At 46.9% G+C, this 21,358-nt stretch carries 16 protein-coding genes and 2 pseudogenes; 6 read left to right on the plus strand and 12 right to left on the minus strand.

What is annotated here, in order from left to right; all coding sequences use genetic code 11:
* Window positions 1–225: IS66 family transposase (locus H7F11_RS15305; RefSeq protein WP_009567468.1), on the plus strand; the 225-nt coding region annotated here is incomplete at its 5' end.
* Window positions 226–495: 270 nt separating this feature from the next.
* Here H7F11_RS15305 and H7F11_RS15310 read toward each other — a convergent pair.
* Window positions 496–840, minus strand: a pseudogene (locus tag H7F11_RS15310) (transposase); the annotation flags it as partial.
* A gap of 110 nt (window positions 841–950) precedes the next feature.
* Entirely contained in the window at window positions 951–2,201 is a 1,251-nt protein-coding gene (locus tag H7F11_RS15315; RefSeq protein ID WP_193650163.1) for an amidohydrolase family protein, read from the minus strand.
* Between the two features lie 166 nt (window positions 2,202–2,367).
* Between H7F11_RS15315 and H7F11_RS15320 the strand changes: the two genes are divergently transcribed.
* Window positions 2,368–3,255, plus strand: coding sequence for an IS1595 family transposase (locus H7F11_RS15320; protein ID WP_193650162.1), 888 nt, complete (start codon window positions 2,368–2,370; stop codon window positions 3,253–3,255).
* A 46-nt stretch (window positions 3,256–3,301) separates the two neighbouring features.
* Here H7F11_RS15320 and H7F11_RS15325 read toward each other — a convergent pair whose 3' ends face one another.
* The 8 genes from H7F11_RS15325 to H7F11_RS15360 all read right to left on the minus strand — a co-directional run bounded on the left by H7F11_RS15325 (window position 3,302) and on the right by H7F11_RS15360 (window position 12,826).
* Window positions 3,302–4,051, minus strand: coding sequence for an alpha/beta fold hydrolase (locus tag H7F11_RS15325; RefSeq protein WP_193650161.1), 750 nt, complete (start codon window positions 4,049–4,051; stop codon window positions 3,302–3,304).
* Window positions 4,044–5,024: an isopenicillin N synthase family dioxygenase gene (locus tag H7F11_RS15330; protein ID WP_319803345.1), complete on the minus strand. Its 981-nt coding sequence runs from the start codon at window positions 5,022–5,024 to the stop codon at window positions 4,044–4,046. The genes H7F11_RS15325 and H7F11_RS15330 overlap by 8 nt, the downstream gene beginning before the upstream one ends.
* Before the next feature lie 161 nt (window positions 5,025–5,185).
* Window positions 5,186–6,436, minus strand: coding sequence for a hypothetical protein (locus tag H7F11_RS15335; protein ID WP_193650160.1), 1,251 nt, complete (start codon window positions 6,434–6,436; stop codon window positions 5,186–5,188).
* 1,088 nt (window positions 6,437–7,524) lie between these two features.
* Window positions 7,525–8,313: an ABC transporter permease gene (locus tag H7F11_RS15340; RefSeq protein ID WP_193650159.1), complete on the minus strand. Its 789-nt coding sequence runs from the start codon at window positions 8,311–8,313 to the stop codon at window positions 7,525–7,527.
* Complete coding sequence (locus tag H7F11_RS15345; protein ID WP_193650158.1) at window positions 8,310–9,176, minus strand: ABC transporter ATP-binding protein; 867 nt, start codon at window positions 9,174–9,176, stop codon at window positions 8,310–8,312. Before H7F11_RS15345 ends, H7F11_RS15340 begins: the two co-directional genes overlap by 4 nt.
* A 44-nt stretch (window positions 9,177–9,220) precedes the next feature.
* A complete protein-coding gene (locus tag H7F11_RS15350; protein ID WP_193650157.1) occupies window positions 9,221–10,240 on the minus strand; it encodes an ABC transporter substrate-binding protein in 1,020 nt (339 codons plus the stop codon).
* A 127-nt stretch (window positions 10,241–10,367) separates the two neighbouring features.
* Window positions 10,368–11,354, minus strand: coding sequence for an isopenicillin N synthase family dioxygenase (locus tag H7F11_RS15355; protein WP_193650156.1), 987 nt, complete (start codon window positions 11,352–11,354; stop codon window positions 10,368–10,370).
* Between the two features lie 14 nt (window positions 11,355–11,368).
* Window positions 11,369–12,826: an amidohydrolase family protein gene (locus H7F11_RS15360; RefSeq protein ID WP_227485565.1), complete on the minus strand. Its 1,458-nt coding sequence runs from the start codon at window positions 12,824–12,826 to the stop codon at window positions 11,369–11,371.
* A 146-nt stretch (window positions 12,827–12,972) separates the two neighbouring features.
* On the opposite strand from H7F11_RS15360, the gene H7F11_RS15365 reads away from it, so the two are divergent.
* Entirely contained in the window at window positions 12,973–13,872 is a 900-nt protein-coding gene (locus H7F11_RS15365; protein ID WP_193650155.1) for a LysR family transcriptional regulator, read from the plus strand.
* A 42-nt stretch (window positions 13,873–13,914) separates the two neighbouring features.
* Here the strand turns inward: H7F11_RS15365 and H7F11_RS15370 are convergent.
* Together H7F11_RS15370 and H7F11_RS17040 are read right to left on the minus strand one after the other, a co-directional pair.
* A pseudogene (locus tag H7F11_RS15370) lies at window positions 13,915–14,628 on the minus strand (IS110 family transposase); the annotation flags it as partial.
* Between the two features lie 63 nt (window positions 14,629–14,691).
* Window positions 14,692–14,817, minus strand: a complete 126-nt coding sequence (locus tag H7F11_RS17040; protein WP_264318916.1) for a hypothetical protein — start codon at window positions 14,815–14,817, stop codon at window positions 14,692–14,694.
* Between the two features lie 156 nt (window positions 14,818–14,973).
* Here H7F11_RS17040 and tnpA point away from each other — a divergent pair, with 156 nt between their 5' ends.
* From tnpA to uca, 3 genes are all read left to right on the plus strand, one after another.
* The gene (gene tnpA, locus H7F11_RS17335) at window positions 14,974–15,402 is read left to right on the plus strand and encodes an IS200/IS605 family transposase (RefSeq protein WP_193651427.1); all 429 of its coding nucleotides are present in this window, start codon (window positions 14,974–14,976) and stop codon (window positions 15,400–15,402) included.
* Window positions 15,403–15,933: 531 nt separating this feature from the next.
* On the plus strand, window positions 15,934–17,754 hold the full coding sequence (gene atzF / locus H7F11_RS15380) for an allophanate hydrolase (RefSeq protein WP_193651428.1): 1,821 nt from the start codon (window positions 15,934–15,936) through the stop codon (window positions 17,752–17,754).
* Window positions 17,747–21,355 carry an urea carboxylase gene (gene uca, locus H7F11_RS15385; RefSeq protein WP_227485566.1) on the plus strand — a complete coding sequence of 1,203 codons (3,609 nt, stop codon included), beginning with the start codon at window positions 17,747–17,749 and terminating at the stop codon, window positions 21,353–21,355. Before atzF ends, uca begins: the two co-directional genes overlap by 8 nt.
* Window positions 21,356–21,358 lie beyond the last annotated feature (3 nt).

Raw genomic sequence — 21,358 nt, forward strand, 5'->3', positions numbered from 1 at the left:
GCGCTGCGGGGCGTGGCCATTGGTCGCAAGAATTTCTTGTTCGTGGGCAACGACGCTGGTGGTGAACGGGCCGCGTCCTTCTACAGCATCATCGAAACGTGCAAGCTTAACGGTATCGAGCCCTTCGCGTACCTCTGTGATGTCCTCGAAAAGCTCCCGACCTGGCCCAACAAAAAACTCCACGAACTCTTACCGTGGAACTGGAAAAAATCTGCATTAGCCTGATTGGCGCCGATCCGCAAGGGTGGGTTCGCTGAACGCTTACACTCAAGCAGCATTTTACCCGGGAAGACAAAGAACAGATCAGAGAAAAGGCCATACCTGCTGACTGGAGCCCTGCGAAAACGTCGCCAGTATGATCTGGAGACGACCTGGATGAAGAAGCATGGGAAAAGCAGCCATGGGTACAAGCTCTCTGTCTGTGTGGACCACAAACACAAACTCATCCGGAAATGGGTGACGGATACGGCCAGCGTCCGTGACAGTCAGCACTTTGAAACTCACGCTGAGTTGGCCACTCAGCGCCAAAGCGGACAACCTGGTTTTCGCCTGGCTGATCAGGTAAATCGCCAGAAACCAAAGGGTCAAAGGCAAACGCGTTCCTTGAAAAAGGGTTCCGGAAATCAACGAAGTCTGATGGCGACAATGGCTGCACTGAAAGGTCTTGTGCGAGCCGCCTTTCAGAACAGAATGGCGAGTACCTTCACACCGGGGGCAATGAAATCGGTCTGGCCAACGCGCCGATTCCAAGGGCGTACCGCACTGTTCCTCGGTGCCAAAACGCTGCAGAAAATCGGGGAGAGCCAAGCCTTTCTGAAACTGGACGCGGTTCATCGCCATGGGACACCTCACTGTCATAAGAATCAGTGGATTATATCAGGATAGGTTACTGTATGAAAGTACAGCTTAAACATCGTGCTAATCAGGACAAATAATATGTAAAGGTTATGTTATAAAACTTTTTTACCTCTCAACCAGGTACCCAGTGGACGAGTCTCAAGTTCAGACATCGAACCTGAAATACAATCCTCTAGCCATCCTGCCCAATGGTCCCTGGGCCCCATCCCAGGTAATAAAATAAAATCGGCCCGTTTCCCAGCGCAAAGATTGCCTGCTATCAAGCCCCTCCCCATCGCTTCAGCTCCGGCTAATGTTGCACGATAAAGCGCATCCTCGTGATCTATGCTGACGCCAGCATCCCTATGCAAAGCTAAAAAACGTTGGAGAACATGTAACATACTATGACTGGGACCCGCACCAATATCCGTAGCTAAGGCATACGCAATGTTGTATTCACGCAATTTTTCAAGAGGCATACGTCGATTACCTAATGCTTCATTGCTCGTAGGACAATGTGCAACCCAGCATCCCCGTTCGGCTAAACACCGCCACTCCGAATCTGACATTTCAATGCAGTGACCAAGCACGGTTTTTCGCCCAAGCAGCCCTGCACGATCATAAACATCAGTATAATTATCAGCTTCCGGAAATAATTTCCTCACCCATTCAACTTCTTCGCGAGACTCTGCCAAATGAGTCTGTATAATGACTCCACTATCAATAGCAATCTCACCAAGTGCCTTTAGCTGAAATTGACTTAGATTTGGAGCAAATCTAGGAGTCACGGCATAATGACGAAGATCAATATTTGACATAAACGCTTTTAAAGTATCAGAATCGTGCAAACTAAAATCAGTAAGATAATTTGGCGCATTGTTGCCCATTAAGACATTGCCGACAACCCAATCGCCACGCATTAGATCAATTGCAATCTGAGTTGCATGCGCATGAGGACTAGAATAACTTAAGCCCATAACAGTACCAGCACGCAATAAATCATCGTAAAAATTCCTAGCAGCTGAGGTAGCTAGCTCAACATCAACATAATGCGATTCTTCTGGCCAAATGGATTCCCTAAGCCAAGTAAGAAGCTCGCCAGAATACAACCCTCTTACTTTATATTGAACCCAGTGAAGATGCACGTCAACAAAACCAGGTGTTATTACACCGTTTAGTTCAATAACAGGCACATCTGGACTAGCATTCTTTAGAACATTATCAAAGCAATTAACATCTTCTATAACGCCGTTATCAATTAACAACCCACCATCCTTGTAAAAAGAGCACCTTGATGAATTTATAGGATTGACAATAGATGCTCTATAGATAACTTTATTTAAATTTTTAGAATAGTTATTCATTCAGCGGACAACGCCTAATTAGTAAATAAAATAAAAGATAACTTATCATAGTTCAATATTCCCAAATAAATGATGTAGAAAAACCCGGCACATAATTTGAGTTATATTTAAAACCCACATTTCCACCTGGTATAATCCACTGATTCTTATGACAGTGAGGTGTCCCATGGCGATGAACCGCGTGCAGTTTCAGAAAGGCTTGTCTCTCCCTGATTTTCTGCAACGTTTTGGCACCGAGGAACAGTGCGCAACGGCACTGGAATCGGCGCGTTGGCCAGACGGATTTCATTGCCCCCAGTGTGAAGGTACCCGCCATTCTGTTCTGAAAGGCGGCTCGCGCAAGACCTTTCAGTGCAGCCATTGTCGCCATCAGACTTCGTTGATTGCCGGAACCCTCTTTCAGGGAACGCGTTTGCCTTTGACCCTCTGGTTTATGGCGGTTTACATGATCAGCCAGGCGAAAACCGGGATGTCCGCATTGGCGCTGAGTCGCCAGCTCGGCGAAAGTTACCCCACAGCCTGGCGTATCCATCACAAGCTCATGCAATCCATGCTGGAAAGCGAAGCCCTCTATACGCTGCAGGGGTCTGTACAAGCCGATGATGCCTACCTGGGCGGGGAACGATCCGGCGGCAAGCCGGGACGCGGCTCCGAAAACAAGGTGCCCTTTGTCGCAGCAGTTTCGGTCGATGAACAGGAGCATCCTATCTACGCACGCTTCACCGTCATTAAAGGATTTACTGGTCTCACCATAGCAGACTGGGCGCGCACGACGCTGGATAAAAAATGTCAGGTCCTGACCGATGGTCTCCCTTGCTTCAATGGAATAGCCGATGCGGGACGGGGGCATGCGGTAATTGTCTCTGGTGGTCGCAAACCGAAGGATTTGCCTCAGTTCGGTTGGGTCAACACCGTGCTGGGCAATCTCAAAACGAGTCTTTCCGGTGCTTATCATGCCTTTAAGTTTCGGAAATATGCGCAACGTTATCTCTCCACCGTGACTTATCGCTTCAACCGCCGTTTTAATCTGGCCACCTTACCCATGAGTTTATGAGCGAATATTAGCCCTTAAAACTTGTTTTTCGAGCTACCCTTTGGTCTCAAGGCATGCCTCTGGTCAGAAAAGGAATAAGTATGCCGGCTAACTTTTCAGGTGAGGATAGTTGCGGCACATGACCAACATCAAGGGAGGCAACTTCCGCACCGGGAACTAACTGTTGCATGTATTGCTGAGCTTTAATGAGTACTGAGCGGTCATGTCTTGCTTCGATATATAGCCGCGGAATCCTACCAAATCTTTCGGGCGTTGGGTAAGCGACTAATGTGTAGCCACCTACTGGCTGTGGGGTTAGTCGATTTACTGCCCATTCGGCAATGTTCGGGGCGCAGTCATGATAAAAGGTCTCTAACGCCTTCCCCTGGGGAGCGAAATTTGTCAGACGGTCAGAAGACCAGATGAGGTGGCTAGTAATCCCGAATGGTTCCGAATTAGGTCCAGAAAATTCGTTTTGAACGTCGCGGAAGGACACGCCAGCCGGTAGCATCATTCCCGCGATGTAAACAATACGGGAAATTCTATCAGGAAATCGCTCTGCGATGGCCGTCGCGACTACACCCCCGCCAGAATGCCCTACAATCGAAACCCTCCCTTTTATACCATCAAGATGCTCGCCGATATGATCAACGTAGAGATCAATGTTTACTAATTGAGCTGGGGTGGCGTCAGTTCCATTGCCTGGCAAATCGATCGCTGTTGAGCGAATCCCAGCTCTTCTTAACAACGGCTGAAGCAGAATCCAGCACCAACTCCCCTGCCAGGCACCATGAATTAGTAACGTTTGATCAGCCATAGGTCTTTTTGTACATATTCACCAGATGATCCTCAACGGTAATAGGCGCATACCTCGGGGTCTCACCAGAAGCCAGACAGGTGGGAATGCACTTAACTACATAATCTGGATTACCGGAATAGAAGAATGGGACAGAATAGCGCTCGCGACCGGATAGATTATAAACTCGGTGCTTCGTGGATTTATAAAGATCATTAGTCCAATGAGCAAGTGCATCACCAATATTAACGACGAGCGTACCTGGAAGTGGCTCAGCCAGTATCCAATCTCCACCCCTATCATCATAGACTTGCAGGCCAGCTACAGCATCTTGTAGTAGGAAAGTAAGAGCACCCCAATCTGTGTGTTCCCCCGCGCCTTTTTGGTTGGCTGCCTCATCTGTAGGCTTAGGTGGATAATGAAGCAGACGTAGTGTCGTAAGCGGTTCCCGCATATAACTATCAAAGTAGTCTTCAGGAAGGTCAAGTGAAAGCGCAATCCCATTCAAGACCAATTCAGATAATTCAACCATGGCTTGATAGTAGTTACACATGATATTTTTAAAGAGGGGCAAATTCTCCGGCCAAACGTTGGGGCCATAAAAGCGCCCAGCTTTCACTGGTTTATCGTCCTCAGGAAGTTCACGACCAATGTAATAACCTTCTTTACTGTCCGGCAAGGTGCCCGCCTCTAATGTTTGGCCTCCAAATCTTTCATATCCACGATTACTATTCGAGTCGACCGACATTTCAAGCTTCATCTTAGCTTCAATGGGCTGGTCGAATAGCGCTCTAGTTTGCGTCATAACAGAATCAATTAGATCCAGAGGTATACCGTGGCCGGAACAATAGAAAAAACCATTTTCAGTACACGCAGCTCGAATCGCAACGCCCACCATTTTACGATCATCAAACCTAGATGAAGATAAACCTTTAACGTTTATTATGGGGAGAGTCGTGTCTTTTATTCGCCGAACAATGGGCAAGGAACTCACGAATCGCCTCCTAAAATAGCAAACTCAACTGACTGCTAAAACTCAACCTATATCAAGTCTAATTTAGCGTAGGGAAACCTTGGTATCAAAATATATAATTCGAAAATCATGGAATCCCCACGAAAATTAAAACTCCAAATTAGAGCCACATTATTTATACACTAGAAATTATAGACTAGCATCAATCTATTCTGATAAAAGTTAGGATTGCTTGATGGGTGCTCATTAGCATACGAAGCAATATCTGTTAAGTTCAACCCTTTAACACCGCTGAAACTATACGATAAAATTAAATTGTATTCATTATAGTTTTCGAAAATCGGAGTGGTTCTCATGTGCAAATGGGTAAAACGCACTTGGGTAAATAGATTTTTAATTCCATAGTAATCTACCTTTATTCCTGCTGCCGTACCAGACCCTAAATCCTGAGTACTAGTCATCACCGGCTGAGCAAAAATCGGTCCTGAATCCGTTATTGTGTCATAAGGAGTAGCCAGTCCACCATAGTTAAAGCTGTTAGGATGGGCTGGCAGATAATCGTACGCCAAAACTACCTTTCCAAAACTACTCTTTGCACCTAATTCAGCTCCATATAATTGAGAATTAACGTTTCCTAAGAAGCCTGAACTTTTACCTGCATGCATAAACTGATAACCAACAATACCTTTGTATGGTCCTTTTCCGATAGTGTTGACGCTTTGCAACATATACAACCGATTGTATTGGTAATAATTATAAAACCATAACTCACTATTCGTTTTCACAAAATTAATTCCCGGAACAAATCCCTTATATTTCAAACCAACATTAAGCAACCCATCAGATTTTTTTTGGTCATCAGGCAGGTATATTGAATAGGCGGTCTCTCTATTATAGCTTTCTTGATTAAAATATCTCCATTTATACATTCTCGCAAAATAGAATTTCAAACCATGACCAATGGTATAATCAAAGCTAACACCTTGATATGTTATTGGTAATATTCTATATCCGACGTCAGATCCGTCCCAAGGTGTATCATTTAATTCAACATCGCCTACCTTGGCATTAATGCCATATTTTTTGTATTGTACATAGGCTTGACCAAGGGTGGAAAATGATGGGCCCAAGGTTGGTGAAACCAAATTTGGATTTGAGGCATGCGTTCCAAGACCGCTTTGCCCCATGGGTTCAATAGCCAGGCTAAAACCCTTATATCGTGGGGTGCCTAAAAACAAACCACCGCCGACACTCATTGTGTATTGATCGTAAGGTGAGAAATAGTGGTTAATAGATGTCCAATCATACATAGAAACAAAACCCTTTACTGTAGAGTCTTGCAACCACTGGGGAACGGAAGCCTCACCACATAACGGAGTACTGCACACTCCACAAAAAGATCCTAGCAGAATAAGCTTTTTAAATGTTGACATTGGGTTTCTCCTTAATAACTTTTAATCAATAAATACTTGAAACAATAAACTACGTGTAAATTCAAATTGATAAGCACATAATGGCGTTTACTCTGACTTCACTATTGCTCTCCCCCAAATGGACATATCAACCATCGAAATTTTTGCTGTGCACACTCTCAGCAAATTTAGTTATTAATTAAGTCATTCCATCAATACATATCACACCTACCATTTTCCCATTCAGTTTCTAACAAGCATTAAACGAATCCTATTTGAAACTATCAAGCTTTGAGAGTCATGAATCAACGATGATCGTTTAAATTAATTAGATAGTCACCGATTTTACTTCGTGTGTATAGTGCAATTTATAGTGCTATCAATCAATAAAAACTCAACACTTTAAGTTGTATAGTGGAACCAGATTTAAAACATTAATTTTCATCGTTTTCCTGGTAAGAAGGACAAGATATGGACGGCTAATCAGAAAGTTTACGTAGTGCCGTTAAGGGCAATGTGGCATTGAATGCGATCGTTATTCCCCAAAAACCATCAACGATATTACGCAGGAGCATAAAGTACCATGGCACACGTTGGGCAATGCACGAAGAGTATTCTGGCGCCGGTAGGCACCTTAAACGTGACCGGCAACCTATAGATGCAAATCAACTCAGAACAGCTTAATTGTGAAATCAGGCGCACTTACTCGATCTGGATTTGCTTTAAAAGTTAGGTAGGGGGGATATTGATTATGACTTAGCGGACGTAGTTCCTGCTACGGTATGCTCTTAACAACCTACAAAGCTACCAAGTACGAAAGAGAAAGTGTTTTAATGGAGTTACTGAACACAGATACCTAGAAACTCCGTGTTGTAATATTGACAAACACCTAAAGTTATTAAAAGCCATTTGACAGGTGTTATTTTTAACTATTCCACGTATTTCTACTCTGTGAAAGTACGTCTGTCATTTCAACAAATTAGTAGTTCCTCTATTACCAATGTACGAATCACCACTTGACCTTTTATAAATTAGATAACTGGTTTTAATAAAGGTTAATTTATGTGTTTACTTATATGCCCAATCAATGTAGTGCATTGAGACATAAATTACCTATCTAGGGAATAACTATCATGCCAGCGATGTAACACTTGCCAGTTAATAACACTTAAAATAGAAAAAAGGGCAACACCAGTTACAGCCAACAGAAATACCGATGCAAAAAGTTGCGAAACCTCAAGATTGTATCCATCTTGCAAAATATCATAAGCAATACCTGAGTTTGCGCCAGTACTACCTGCAACAAATCCACCTACAACAGCACCAACTAATGATAATCCTGAGGAAATTCGTAGTGACCCAAGAAAATATGGTAAGGCGCTCATAAAGCGAAGATGAACTATAATTTGCGTTTTTGAGGCATCATACAGGCCAAAGACTGACAAAAGCCCTTCAGGAACGCTTTTTAATCCAAGCGTTGTATTTGAAACGATAGGGAATATTGAAATTAATAATGAAATAAAAACAAGAGACCAGAATGTATTTTTAATCAGTAGAATTATCAGCGGTGCTAAAGCAATAATTGGTGTTACTTGTACAATAATTACATAGGGAAAAACTGCATGTTCAATTTTTTTATTCATAACCATAAGTATAGAAATAAAAAGACCTAATAAAATTGACAAGGCAAATCCACATAAAGCAATTTCTATGGTAACCCATAAATTAATTAGCATGCCTTTTCCATGTAAATTTAAAGCAAAAGCTATATCTAATGGTGTGGGAAAAAGATACTTCGGAATATTGAGCAGTTGTACACCAAACTGCCATATAAAAATTACAATTATGCCTAGAACAATGGATGGGTAGAATCTTTTAAGCAGTTTTATTTTATTCATCTTTCACTCCATTTGCGCAGGGCCTGTGAAACAATGCGTACATTATTAAAATATGCATCAGAGATACGATAGTCATCGCTATTTCTCCAGAATTCAGATACTTTAGGTAATTCGACGATCTCACTTACACGTCCAGGATTAGCCTGTAGGACCAGCACCATATCACCCATATAAACAGCTTCTTGAATGCTATGCGTTACAAGAACAATGGTGACACCTAACTCCTCACGTATTCGGAGCATATCATCATTAAGTTGTTCCCTCGTAATCTCATCCAATGCACCAAATGGTTCGTCCATAAACAAAAGATTTGGTTTTGTAACGATTGCACGCGCTATAGATACACGCATTTTCATTCCACCTGACAATTCTCGTGGGAATAATTTGTCTTTTTGCTGCAAACCAACGACCTCTAAAATTTCGAACGAGGCCTTCATTGCTATAGCTTTTGGAATCCCCTGTAAACGTAATGGTAATGCCACATTTTGTAAAACATTTGCCCATGGTAGAAGATTGGCATCCTGAAACACCATGCCAAGTCTACGATCCGTTGATCCGAGAATTCTTGAATCATTGCCCCACCAACGAATCTGACCTGAGCTAGGCAATTCAATGTTAGCCATAATACGCAATAAGGTACTTTTACCCGATCCAGATGCTCCAATGATACTGATCGATTTTCCTGCAGGAATTTTTAAATCAATGTCATCGAGAACTAAATGACTTCCATAGCTTTTACTGATACCAGACAAAGAGAGAGGAATCTTAATGGAGTCAGAAAAAACTTCTCCATCAACATGAAACACCCTATGATCATTGTCTTCATGTTCACAAGGTATTGCGATGATAGGATAATCTAACACATTAACGTTCCCCATTGTTTCCTCGTATTATCATATACTATCGATTAATTCTTCATGGCTACATGAATATCCTTAATAAACTTGAGAGAAAACCCTTTTTTCCAATCCATGGTCTTAGGAACATCACCATTTTCCGCAGCCATGTTAAAAATCTTTTTCCAGCGCGCAGTCGTCATCGTACCAAGTCCATCCTTTTCCTCTGATGATCCAACTAAGAGACCGCCATCTTTCATTGTTTTTACACCATAGGCTAATTGTGATGGTGTCTGTTTTGGGTTTGCTTTCATTATTAGTGAATTTCCAGGCGCGGGATTTTTTAAATATTCTTTCCAACCGAGCATCGTTGCTTCGATGAATTTTTTGACAATCTCGGGATGTTTTTTTATCATTTCTTCAGTTGTTTGTATGGTTTCTGAATATTCTGGATAGCCATAATCTGCAAGGATATAGGTATGAAACTTCACACCTGCTTTTGCAATCATATAATCTTCTGAGCCATAGAATCCCTGCTGGGCTATATTTTTATCCGCAAGAAATGGTGCAACACTACCCGTATATACACCACGTTGATTCTCATGGTAGCCAAACTGCCGGATTGCCCAAGGCCACCAAGTATGAATTTCGTTAGAAGAAACCAAAATCTGGTATTTCGGATTAGCAAGTTGTTGTGGTTTAGTAATATCTTCATGCGCATAGATACAAGTCGGACTTTTTTGAAAAATTGTTGCGACAGTGACCAGTGGTAAACCATGAGCTGTCGCAATCAACTGATCTACTCCGTTCCCCATGTAGAACTGATACTTCCCTGCAGCAAGAAGTTGTTCACCGTTAATCTCTGGACCACCCATATCTATTTTGACATTCAATCCGAACTTTTTATACAACCCAGTAGCTACAGCCTCATAATATCCACCATGCTGCGCTTCTGCGAACCAGTTAGTTCCAAAAACAACATTTGGGTCTGCGATTGCCAGCCCTGGACATAAAATAAACATGCCAGTTGTCAATGATATTGCTTTAATCGTTTTTTTCCAAGATTTGTTGATTTTATTCAATGCAGTCATAATATTTCTCCTAAATTTATCTCATGATTGTTAAATGCCAATAATCTAAATTCAACAAACCCAATAACTATAACCAAGCACGTATCGTGCCAACTTAAACTACCAAAAACAATTCTTTATTGCCCTATTATGGGGCAAAAGTCGTCAATTTATAGTTCGCTTGCACTCTTTTGGTGATATATTCTTCCGCATAGATCGGATCATACCTCTCGCTAGCGGAAGAAATCAGAACGTCACTATTTGCCTGACAAAAAAATGCTAAGCTATATCGAGATGGAGCTGCAATTCCATCAGGTGCCTTTACCCGATGAAAGTTACTAAGCAATTGATCATCGCTCCAACGCATTAACATATCACCAATGTTACAAGTAATCCTTCCGTTTACTGCTGGAATAGGTATCCATTCTTTTTTAGTCATATCCTTTCCTGGGCATACTTGCAAACCATCTTCTCCTTCGCGTTGAAATAATAAGGTTAAACAGTCAAAATCTGTATGCGCACCTGCTCTCCACCCATTACTTTTATCGGAAGTTGAAGGGAAGTAATGTAATAAGCGAAGCGTACTCCGATAAGTTTCCTCTTCTGGATTATGCGCCTTTCTAAAAAAACCTTGTGGCAATCCTATCTTTTCTTCAAAACAAGACAATATTTGCATCCCAACCTTCCAACAAGCCTTCTCAAAGTTTAATGCCGATTCTCGAAAACCTGGTATTTGATTCTCACTTGGCCATTTCTTCCGCATCAAGGGGCGGGTTATCTGATAACTTTCTTTTTGATCCGCCCGACCGGTAGATGGTCTAAATTGTGAAAGCTTTTCCCATCCAGCGTTTTTATCTAAATAAAGTTCATTTTTAATTTCGTTCGGCAGCGCAAAGAATTTTTCTGCATAGATAAACATATTATCTATATCATTTAATGGTATACCATGATTTTCTATTTGAAAAAAACCGGTATTTACTCCAGCCTCCCACAACAACTCCGTAATTTCTTTTTTTTTCTGATCAAAGTTACTTATGTCGATTACCGGTATATTTTTCTCAGATATTACTCCTTCACAACTTCCCATAGCCTCTTCTTTTCTTAGTTCAATTAACTTTGATTTAGATATGTTCATAATTATTTCACCTTCTAGATAGTACTTTTCTTCAATAAATCCACGCCCAGTTTAGCTGAGTTCGCCAACTCCTCTAAATCGAGTCCTGGTATTTTTCCATTTTCCACAATCACTTCTCCACCAACCAGCAACGCCCTCAATGTTGCGTCACCACAAATTACAGGCGCGATAGACAAATCGTGGATACCAAAATTTCGCGGTTTATCCAACTTGTAAACTGCTAAATCCGCCTCCTTGCCAGGTTCCAGCAACCCTATGTTTCCCAATCCCAATACTTCAGCACCACCTGCTGTTCCCCAGTGAATTATATCCTCAACTGTGACACTATCCGCGCCCTCTTCACCTCTCCCTCCCGCGTACTGGGGTAATGCTTTTTGTCCAGCTCTCGCCCGAGCCATCAACCATGCAGCATGCGCTTCCTGAAGCATATCTGCCGCTTCATTTGAACCAGCACCATCTACTGCTAGAGATACGGGAACTCCCGCATTCTTTAATGCGAGCACTGGTGCAATCCCACTTGCCAAGCGTCCATTACTCTGGGGACAGTGTGCGACTCCCGTGTGCGTAGCACCAAGCAACTCTATTTCTTCCTTACTTAGTTTAACGAGGTGTGCGTACCAAACGTCTGATCCTAACCAACCTATCCTTTCCGCATATTGTATTGGTGAACAATGGTTTTTTTCCTGTGAAGCATCCTGATATATCACGGTTTCAGATAGATGGGAGTGCAAGCGCAGACCCAATGATCGTGCATGGGCAGCAGTCTCCCTTAGTTCTCCTGCATCCATGGAGAACATCACGGTTGTCGGCGCAGCCACAACACGTCGTCGGGCATCGGGTTTGGGATCGTGATAATCTCGCTGCAGCCTGCTGAGGTCATCCAAATAGTCGGTGAGGCTTTCTATGTCTGACCTCTTCTTTTCAAAATTACGTGACTGTGTTGCCCCACCACGACAGAGGACAAATCGAAGGCCTAAACGGTCAGCCTCCTCAAATAATATCCCTGCACCATCAAAATCCATTCCCGGCCAATACATGTAGTGGTGGTCGGCAACAGTCCCACACCCAGATAGAGCCAACTCAACTAATCCCACTCTAGCCGCCGTACGCAACAGATTCTCGTCGAAATGATTACGAAAACGGAAGGGAACCGCCGATAGCCAGGGAGTAAGCGTACAGTTAATTCCCTCTGGAACCCCCTTCAGCAATGACTGAGCCAGATGATGATGCGTATTTATCCAAGCGGGATAAACGACACATTCAGAAGCATCAAGCACCTTTTCGTCGGTTTCGGGAAAAAGATCGCCTATTTCGCTAATAATGCCATTTTTGATTCGGATATCGTGCCCTTGAGCCCTTGCCAATGCTCCTTGGCCGCCAGTCATGATCGCTGCAGCCCCACGAATAAGTAGTGAACTTTGCACCTTTTTTGTGTTCTTCGGTGTTTGCGACTTGTCAGCAAGATCTTTCAATGCTATTCCTTAATTTTTTCAGTGTGGTAGGTTGCATTCCGCAAAAATATCAAGACATCTGTGTTCCGATATGGTCCCAGTTTGCAATCGAAAGAAAAAGTGTTATTTTCGTGGCTAAGTGTTTCCATTAATCGAACGGTGCTCAGATGCGTCATCTCCGTCTGTTTCAATACATTGATGCGATTGTTCGTGAAGGCTCAGTGAGGCGGGCTGCTGAAAAACTCTATGTAACCGCTTCTGCTCTAGATCGGCGTTTGCATGACCTGGAGGAAGAACTTGGCACACCTATTTTCGAGCGTCACGCACGCGGAATGAACCTGACTGCTGCCGGAGAAATTTTCATAAATCACATCCGCCACCACTTAGCCGAAAGTCAGCGCGTGCAGTCTGAGATTGACCGTCTTCGAGGCATGCAGCAAGGGCAGGTAGCCATAGCCGTAAGTCCCGCACTCGTTGCGGATTTTATCCCAGATATTGTTCGAAATTATCGCCGTCAATATCCAGGCATTTCATTGTCTGTGAGCATTGTTCAACATGAAATTGCAATGCATCTCCTGTTAAACTTTGATGTTGATCTTGCAATTGTTATTGCTCCACCAAAACATCCCGACGTTTTTGATTTGGCAGTCGTGAAGCAACCCCTACTGGCCGCAATGCATGTAGATCACCCCCTATCGGAATATCCCAGACTGCGTATGAGTGATTTGATCCAGTATCCACTCATTTTGCCATCAGAGGGTTTGACGACTCGTGAGACGCTTGACGGTGTCCTACGGCCCCTCGGTCGCAATGTCAAAATTGCAGCTGAGACTAATTCCTACGAAGTTATGCTGGATTTACTCCCTGAAACAGAACAAATTGGTTTTGTACTTTCAACGGGTTTCCAACTAAACGCAATACCGAATTCGATCGTTTACCGTCCCATCATTGCCCAAGATCTCCATCCTGTTCCCATCATATGCGCACAACTACGCAATCGCGGTCTTTCTGTTGCTGCGGCAAAGTTCTCCGAATTAATAATTCAAGGGATGGAAAATATGAACTGAGATTCCATTTCCCTAAAATATTTGATCTAATGTCATATAGCAGAAGGACTTCATATCGCCTACGGTGGCGATGTTGCCGGTTGCCGTGAGCAGTCCCACGCTGGGAATCGCCATCAATCGCTTCACCGCTTCCTGATCTTTCTTCCACAGCGCCAAACACTTTTCGATATCCGCAATATCCTTGTCCATCTGTTCAAGCCGTTTTAATTGCTGGCGAACAGTGTCCAGGAACATGGGCGATAGGAATTCTTCCAGATCGGCCAATGCATCCGGCACTTCTTTCAGGCCCTTCTGCCGACCTTGCGGCAGATCGGCACCAAATTCATAGAGCAAGCCCCGGATCTGATTCACCTGCATCGTCCGGACCTTGATGAGTTGCTCCCGGATACGGTGGAGCGACAGGACGAATTGCTGCTCTTCACTCTTGACCGCCACAAAGCGCATATCGGGCCGCTGTACGGTTTCCCAGATGGCTGCCGCATCCGCTGCATCGTTTTTGTTGGTCTTCACGAAAGGGCGCACAAATTGTGCTGCTACCAGACGGACCTCATGACCGAGCTTGCGTAATTCCCGGCCCCAATAATGCGCACTCCCACAGGCTTCCATGGCCACGATGCCCGGTTGCCGATTGGCGAAAAACTCCAGAAGTGCCCGACGCTTCATCTGTTTGCGATGAATCTCACCGGTCTCCATGTCTACCCAGTGCAGCTGCATGACCCTTTTTGCCAAATCCAGTCCATAAGTTGTAACCTGCATGACGAGTCCTCCTTGTCCTTACCGTGGATAAATTTCCACCTTGGCACCTTGATGCCGTCCGGATCAAGCGGGGACTCCTTTCTGAAGCGCCCCGCTGCCGGTCCTGTAGGGGGAGGCATCCATGCCATCTATCATGGTCTGCACCGCCGCCGGAATAGCCTTCTGCGGGTGTTTTTCTGCTTCACCCATCGGGTGAACCTCCATCATCAGGAAAAACCTCATCCTATCAGATGGATAAGGTCATTTCAGCAGGGGAAACTGCGGTTTTTAGGATAAGTCCCCGATAGGGGATCCGTAAACCCCCCGCCTTTAGGCGGCGGATAAGTTCGGTGGTATAACCCAGCTATGGAATCTTATAAAAGTGGTAGTCACACGGTTTGGGATTGTAAGTATCACCTAGTCTGGACGACGAAGTACCGATATCAGGTATTGGCCGGGGATGTAGGGCTACGATGTCGGGAATTGCTGCGAGAGATAGCGCGTAGTAAGGAAATGGTGATTTATGCGGGGTCGATTAATAGGGACCATGTACATCTATTGATAGGGATACCACCGAATCTATCGGTATCCAAGGCGGTACAGTATTTGAAAGGGAAGAGCTCGCATCGGTTGCTGACGGAGTATGCGAAGTTACGCAAGAGATACTGGGGCCAACATTTGTGGGGGCGAGGCTATTGGGTCGCGAGTAGTGGGAATGTAACAGATGAGGTTTGGCAGGAGTACATCAAGAATCAAACCCCACCAGATCCAGACGATGACTTTCATGTCGTGTAGCGACAGCCGTCGGCCTCAGTGCCGACTGATCCGGCTTTCAGCCGTAACCTGAAGCCACCGGCTTTTAGCCGGTGGAGTATTCACACATTAGCTGCTGTTGAAGCTGCCTGAATGATGAGGACTGGATGCGCGGATTACCCATTGGGGCCAGGGCAATAGCCCACTAACAGGCCGGATACATGTTTGCAGTCGATCCCAACCAATATTTACGGCATCTTGCAAAACCGGAGAGGTTCATAGATGTCTAAACTTCAGTATTTTTATTAAAATAATTTTTTTCTCCTGACCTCATGCCGTACTGAGGATGCACCATAAGCGTGCGCAGCGCATATCGATGGTGCAAAGAATTCAATCCTTCTATTGTCGATTTTTATCTCCGTTGTAACTTTGATTTTTATTTAAAATAGAAAATATTCATAAATTCAATATGTTAATTGGTCTGAGATTATGCCTTTTACTTGAATTCCCCACAATCTACGCATCTGGCACAGTCATTGCTGATGAGCTCTTGTATACCAGACGGAGCACCAGATGCGAAACCTTAATCAATCCTATATTACCCTCTCAGCATGGCGTGATCTTTTTCGTGCTGATTTTCAGTCAGGTGTCGAGCAGCTCAAGCAACATGTTGCGGGCCTGGATGCTTCTGAGTCCGTCTGGATCAGCTTGATTAGTCCAGAAGTGCTTGAAACTGAACTGGCAAGGATTGCCACTTTGCCGGTCGATGCGCCATTAAGGGGCGTCCCCTTTGCGGTCAAAGACAACATTGATGTTGCAGCCTGGCCCACCACTGCGGCCTGCCGCGAGTTTACTTATACGGCATCAGCGGATGCGGGCGTCATTGAGCGCTTGCGCGCCGCCGGTGCCATTGTTATCGGTAAAACCAATCTGGATCAGTTTGCGACGGGGTTGGTGGGTACCCGCTCACCCTGGGGGCCAGTCGCCAATGCCTTTAATCCCGAGTATGTCTCCGGTGGCTCCAGCTCCGGTTCTGCGGTTGCTGTCGCCAAAGGCTATGTTGCTTTCGCCTTGGGGACAGACACGGCAGGGTCAGGGCGTGTCCCGGCGGGTTTTAATAATCTCATCGGGCTTAAACCTACCCGAGGGCGGCTGAGTACCCGGGGTGTGGTACCGGCATGTGCTTCTCTGGATTGCGTCAGTATTCTTGCAATGACGATTGACGATGCTACAGCAGTTCTTCATACCGCCACCGGGTATGATGCCAATGATATCTGGTCTCGACCAACGCCCGCTTCTTCTGCAGTCTCCCCCCAGGTTTTTGGGATCCCCGACCAAAGCGAGTGGCATGGAGATCAGCTTCAGGCCGATGCCTGGCAGGTTGCGTTGGGAAAAGCGCGTGCGGCTGGGCTGCAGCTGGTGCCACTGGATTTCAGCCCGCTGTATGAACTGGCCTCGCTGCTCTATTCAGGACCCTGGGTCGCGGAGCGCACGGTGGCGGTGGGCGACTTTATTGACCAGCATCCAGGCGTCGCCAATCCTGTTGTCGAGGGCATTATTCGGGGAGGGGCGCAATTTAGTGCTGTAGATACTTTCAAGGCCCAGTATCAACGCCAGGGACTGCTGCGCAAAATAGCGGCTATTTTTGCGCAAGTCGATGCGCTGCTGGTCCCGACAACGCCGGCCTTCCCGACGATTGCCGAGGTGGAAGCCGGTCCCGTCGGGAAAAATGCGCAGCTGGGTCGCTATACCAATTTCGTGAATCTCGCAGATTTGTGCGCACTGGCGCTTCCGGCTGGATTCCGTGCCGATGGCTTACCTTTCGGCATTACCCTCATCGCTCCGGCCTTTCAGGATGAAGCGTTGCTGGCTTTTGCCAGGCAGTGGCAGGACCTCATGCCCTGGAAACTGGGTATCTCGGATATTCCCGCCCCCGTCAGTGAGTTGATGGTGCCAGCAACAGCCCAGGACGGCGCCATTACTGTGGCCGTCGTGGGTGCCCATCTGCGCGGCCAACCGCTCAATCACCAATTGCTCAGTCTGGGAGCCACTTTTCTGGAGAGCACCTATACCGCAGCCAATTATCGTCTGTTTGCCCTGAAAGACAGCGTTCCGCCCAAACCGGGACTGATGCGTTGCGATCAGGCTGTCAGAGAGGCGGGGATCGAAGTGGAGTTATGGTCCCTGAACGACACGGGACTCGGGCAGTTCATGCGCGGAATCCCGGCGCCTCTGGGAATCGGGACCATTACCCTTCGCGATGGACGCCGCGTGAAGGGGTTCATCTGTGAAGGCATCGCCCAGAACGATGCAAAAGACATCACTCATCTGGGTGGCTGGCGGGCATATCTCAGTTCCCTCCCTGCAAACAACAAAGAGCCTGACCATGGCTGACCTGTTTCGAAAGGTGCTGATCGCCAATCGGGGTGAGATTGCCGTACGCATACAACGAACCCTGCGCAAACTGGGTATTGCCAGTGTCGCGGTGTATTCCGAAGCCGACCGACACGCCCGCCATGTGCTGGACGCGGATACCGCTGTGGGTTTGGGCGGTAATACGCCCGCAGAAAGCTATCTCCAGGCTGATCGCATTCTCAATATTGCGTTACGTACAGGTGCGGAAGCGATCATTCCCGGCTACGGATTCCTGAGTGAAAATGCGGCGTTTGCCGAAAGCTGTGAACAGGCGGGCATCGCTTTTGTGGGGCCGACACCGCAGCAGATTCGTCAGTTTGGCCTCAAGCATACCGCCCGCGAAATCGCCATCAAGGCAGGGGTACCTCTGGCACCGGGCACGGAATTGCTGCGCGATATAGAACAGGCCTGCCAGGAAGCAGAACGCATTACCTACCCCGTCATGCTGAAAAGTACCGCCGGAGGCGGGGGGATTGGTTTGACGCGTTGCGCGGATGAGGCGTCACTGCGCCAGGCTTTTGAATCTGTGCAGCGACTGGGACAAAATTTCTTTGCCAATTCCGGGGTATTTTTAGAGCGATTTGTAGCGCAGGCACGCCACGTAGAAGTGCAGATTTTTGGCGATGGACTGGGCAAAGTGTTGGCCTTGGGTGATCGTGATTGTTCATTGCAACGTCGCAATCAGAAAGTCATAGAAGAAACGCCTGCGCCAGATTTGCCTGCTGCAACACGTGCCGCCTTATTTGCCGCAGCCGAGCGTTTAGGGCAAAGCGTCGCCTACCGCAGCGCGGGTACCGTGGAGTTTATGTACGAAGCGGAACGGGATGCGTTCTACTTTCTGGAGGTGAATACCCGCTTACAAGTGGAACATCCCATTACCGAAATGGTGACCGGGATAGACTTGATCGAATGGATGCTCCAGACAGCCGCAGGAGATCCGCCGGTATTGGCTCACCGTCCCAAGGCCCAAGGGGTAGCCATTGAAGCCCGCCTCTATGCGGAAGATCCCCTCAAGGATTTTCAGCCGTCTCCCGGCACATTAACCGAAGTGGTTTTTCCGGAAGATATCCGTGTCGATAGCTATGTAGAAAGCGGTTCTGAAATTTCCAGTTTCTATGACCCGATGATTGCCAAAATCATTGTGCATGGTCAGGACCGGCAAGAGGCCGTAGCCAAGTTGCAAAATGCCCTGACACAAACACGGATCGCCGGCATTGTCAGCAATCTGGATTATTTGCGGCAAATATCGCGGGCGCCCTTGTTGGTCGACGCGCAATTATCGACCACCGCGCTGAGTACCTTTACTTTTCATCCTCGAGTAGCGGAAATAATGGACGGCGGTACTTACAGTACCATTCAGGATATCCCCGGCCGGGTCGGGTACTGGCATATTGGGGTACCGCCCTCCGGTCCCATGGATGATTATGCTTTCGCCTTGGCGAACCGTCTGTTAGGCAATCCGGCAGATGCTGCTGGCTTGGAATGCACGCTGGTAGGGGCAAAAATCCGGTTTCATGCAGAGACGCAGATCGCGTTGACCGGTGCGGATCTGAACGCCACCCTGGATGGCCAGGCCATAAAATCCTGGCAGAGCATTACCGTGCGCGCCGGACAAATTCTGGATATGGGACGCATGACGGCGGGTTGTCGTGCTTACCTGGCGGTGACAGGTGGGTTTGACGTGCCTGCCTATCTCGGCAGCCGGAGCACCTTTGCCTTGGGCCAGTTTGGTGGTCATGGTGGCAGACCCATCCGCAGTGGTGATGAGCTGCCCCTCGGCGTACCGACAGCCACTGCAGCTCCGGCGGCTTCGATTCCGGCAGAATTGATCCCAAGCTTCACAGGCCACTGGACTATTGGGGTGTTGTATGGTCCGCATGGAGCACCAGATTTTTTTCAGCCGGAATTCATCCAGCAGTTTTTTGCAACTGACTGGGAAGTGCATTACAACTCCAATCGTCTCGGCATTCGCCTGATCGGACCGCGCCCAACATGGGCCAGATCTGACGGTGGAGAGGCTGGACTGCATCCTTCCAATATTCACGATACGGAATATGCGATTGGTGCCATCAATTTTACCGGTGATATGCCGGTAATTTTGGGGAAGGACGGGCCAAGTCTGGGCGGTTTCGTTTGTCCCGCCACCATTGCCAAGGCTGAGCTGTGGAAAGTGGGCCAACTCAAACCGGGTGATCGTATCCGTTTTGTTCCCCTGGATTTTGACACGGCCCTGCGTCTGGAACAGCTTCAGGAAAGTGTCATTCAGACCATGGCTTTGCCAGCGGGATTTCACCTGATGAACTCACCGGCTTGTAAGCTTGAGGAGGCGATACTGGGCCGTCATCAGGCACAGCCAGAATCTCCGGCCGTCGTTTATCGTCAGGCCGGTGATCATTATGTATTGCTTGAGTATGGCGATAACGTGCTGGATTTGCGCCTGCGCTTTCGGGTACATGCCTTGATGGAGGCGCTGAACGCACGCAACGAACCCGGAATTGAGGAGCTTTCACCGGGCGTACGTTCGCTGCAAATCCGTTATGACAGTCAGGTCATCCCTCAGTCACAGTTGATTGCTGTTTTGCAGGAAACCGAAAATCGCCTGCCATCCATTCAGAGTATGCAGGTACCGGGCCGCATCGTGCATCTGCCGTTGGCTTTTGAAGATAGTGCGACCCTGGAGGCGGTCAGTCGTTATCGTCAATCCGTACGCGATACCGCACCATGGTTGCCCAACAATGTGGAATTCATTCGCCGCATGAACGGGCTGGATGCGGTGCAAGAGGTGGTGGATACCATTTATGATGCCTCGTATCTGGTACTGGGTCTGGGGGATGTTTACCTCGGCGCACCCTGCGCTGTACCTGTTGATCCACGTCACCGTTTGCGGACTTCCAAATATAATCCGGCACGCACCTTTACGGCGGAAGGTACGGTAGGAATAGGCGGCGTGTACATGTGCATTTATGGCATGGACTCTCCAGGTGGGTATCAACTGGTGGGCCGCACCTTGCCCATCTGGAATACCTATTTGCGCAACCCACAATTTGCCCAGGGCAAACCCTGGCTACTCCGGTTTTTTGATCAGGTGCGCTTCTATCCGGTGAGCGAAGACGAACTCATCCAGCATAGAGAGGCATTCCGATATGGGACTTACCAGATAAACTTTGAAGAAACCATTTTTGATTTGGGTACTTATGAGCAATTTCTGGCAGATAACGCGTCGGATATTGCCCAGTTTCAGTCCCGGCAGGATGAGGCGTTTGCAGCAGAGGTGACCCTGTGGTCCGAACAGGATCTGCAAATGGAAGAGGTGACCGGGGTCTCTCCAGACCAAACCCGGGAACTGGATGAATTTGAAACCTCTGTGCCGGCCGATATGACCAGTAGCGTCTGGAAATACCTGGTAGAACCGGGTAGTTCCGTCCAGGCCGGAGAACCACTGGTTATTCTGGAAGCCATGAAAATGGAGTTCACCATTCATGCCCCTTGTTCCGGTGTGGTCAGCGCACATTGTTGTAAACCCGGGGAGCTCGTGAGCTATGGCGTGCCATTGCTCATTCTGGATACCCGGGAGCACTAACCC

The organism is Acidithiobacillus sp. HP-2 (genome assembly GCF_015100155.1).
In the GTDB taxonomy this organism is placed as follows: Bacteria; Pseudomonadota; Gammaproteobacteria; order Acidithiobacillales; family Acidithiobacillaceae; genus Acidithiobacillus.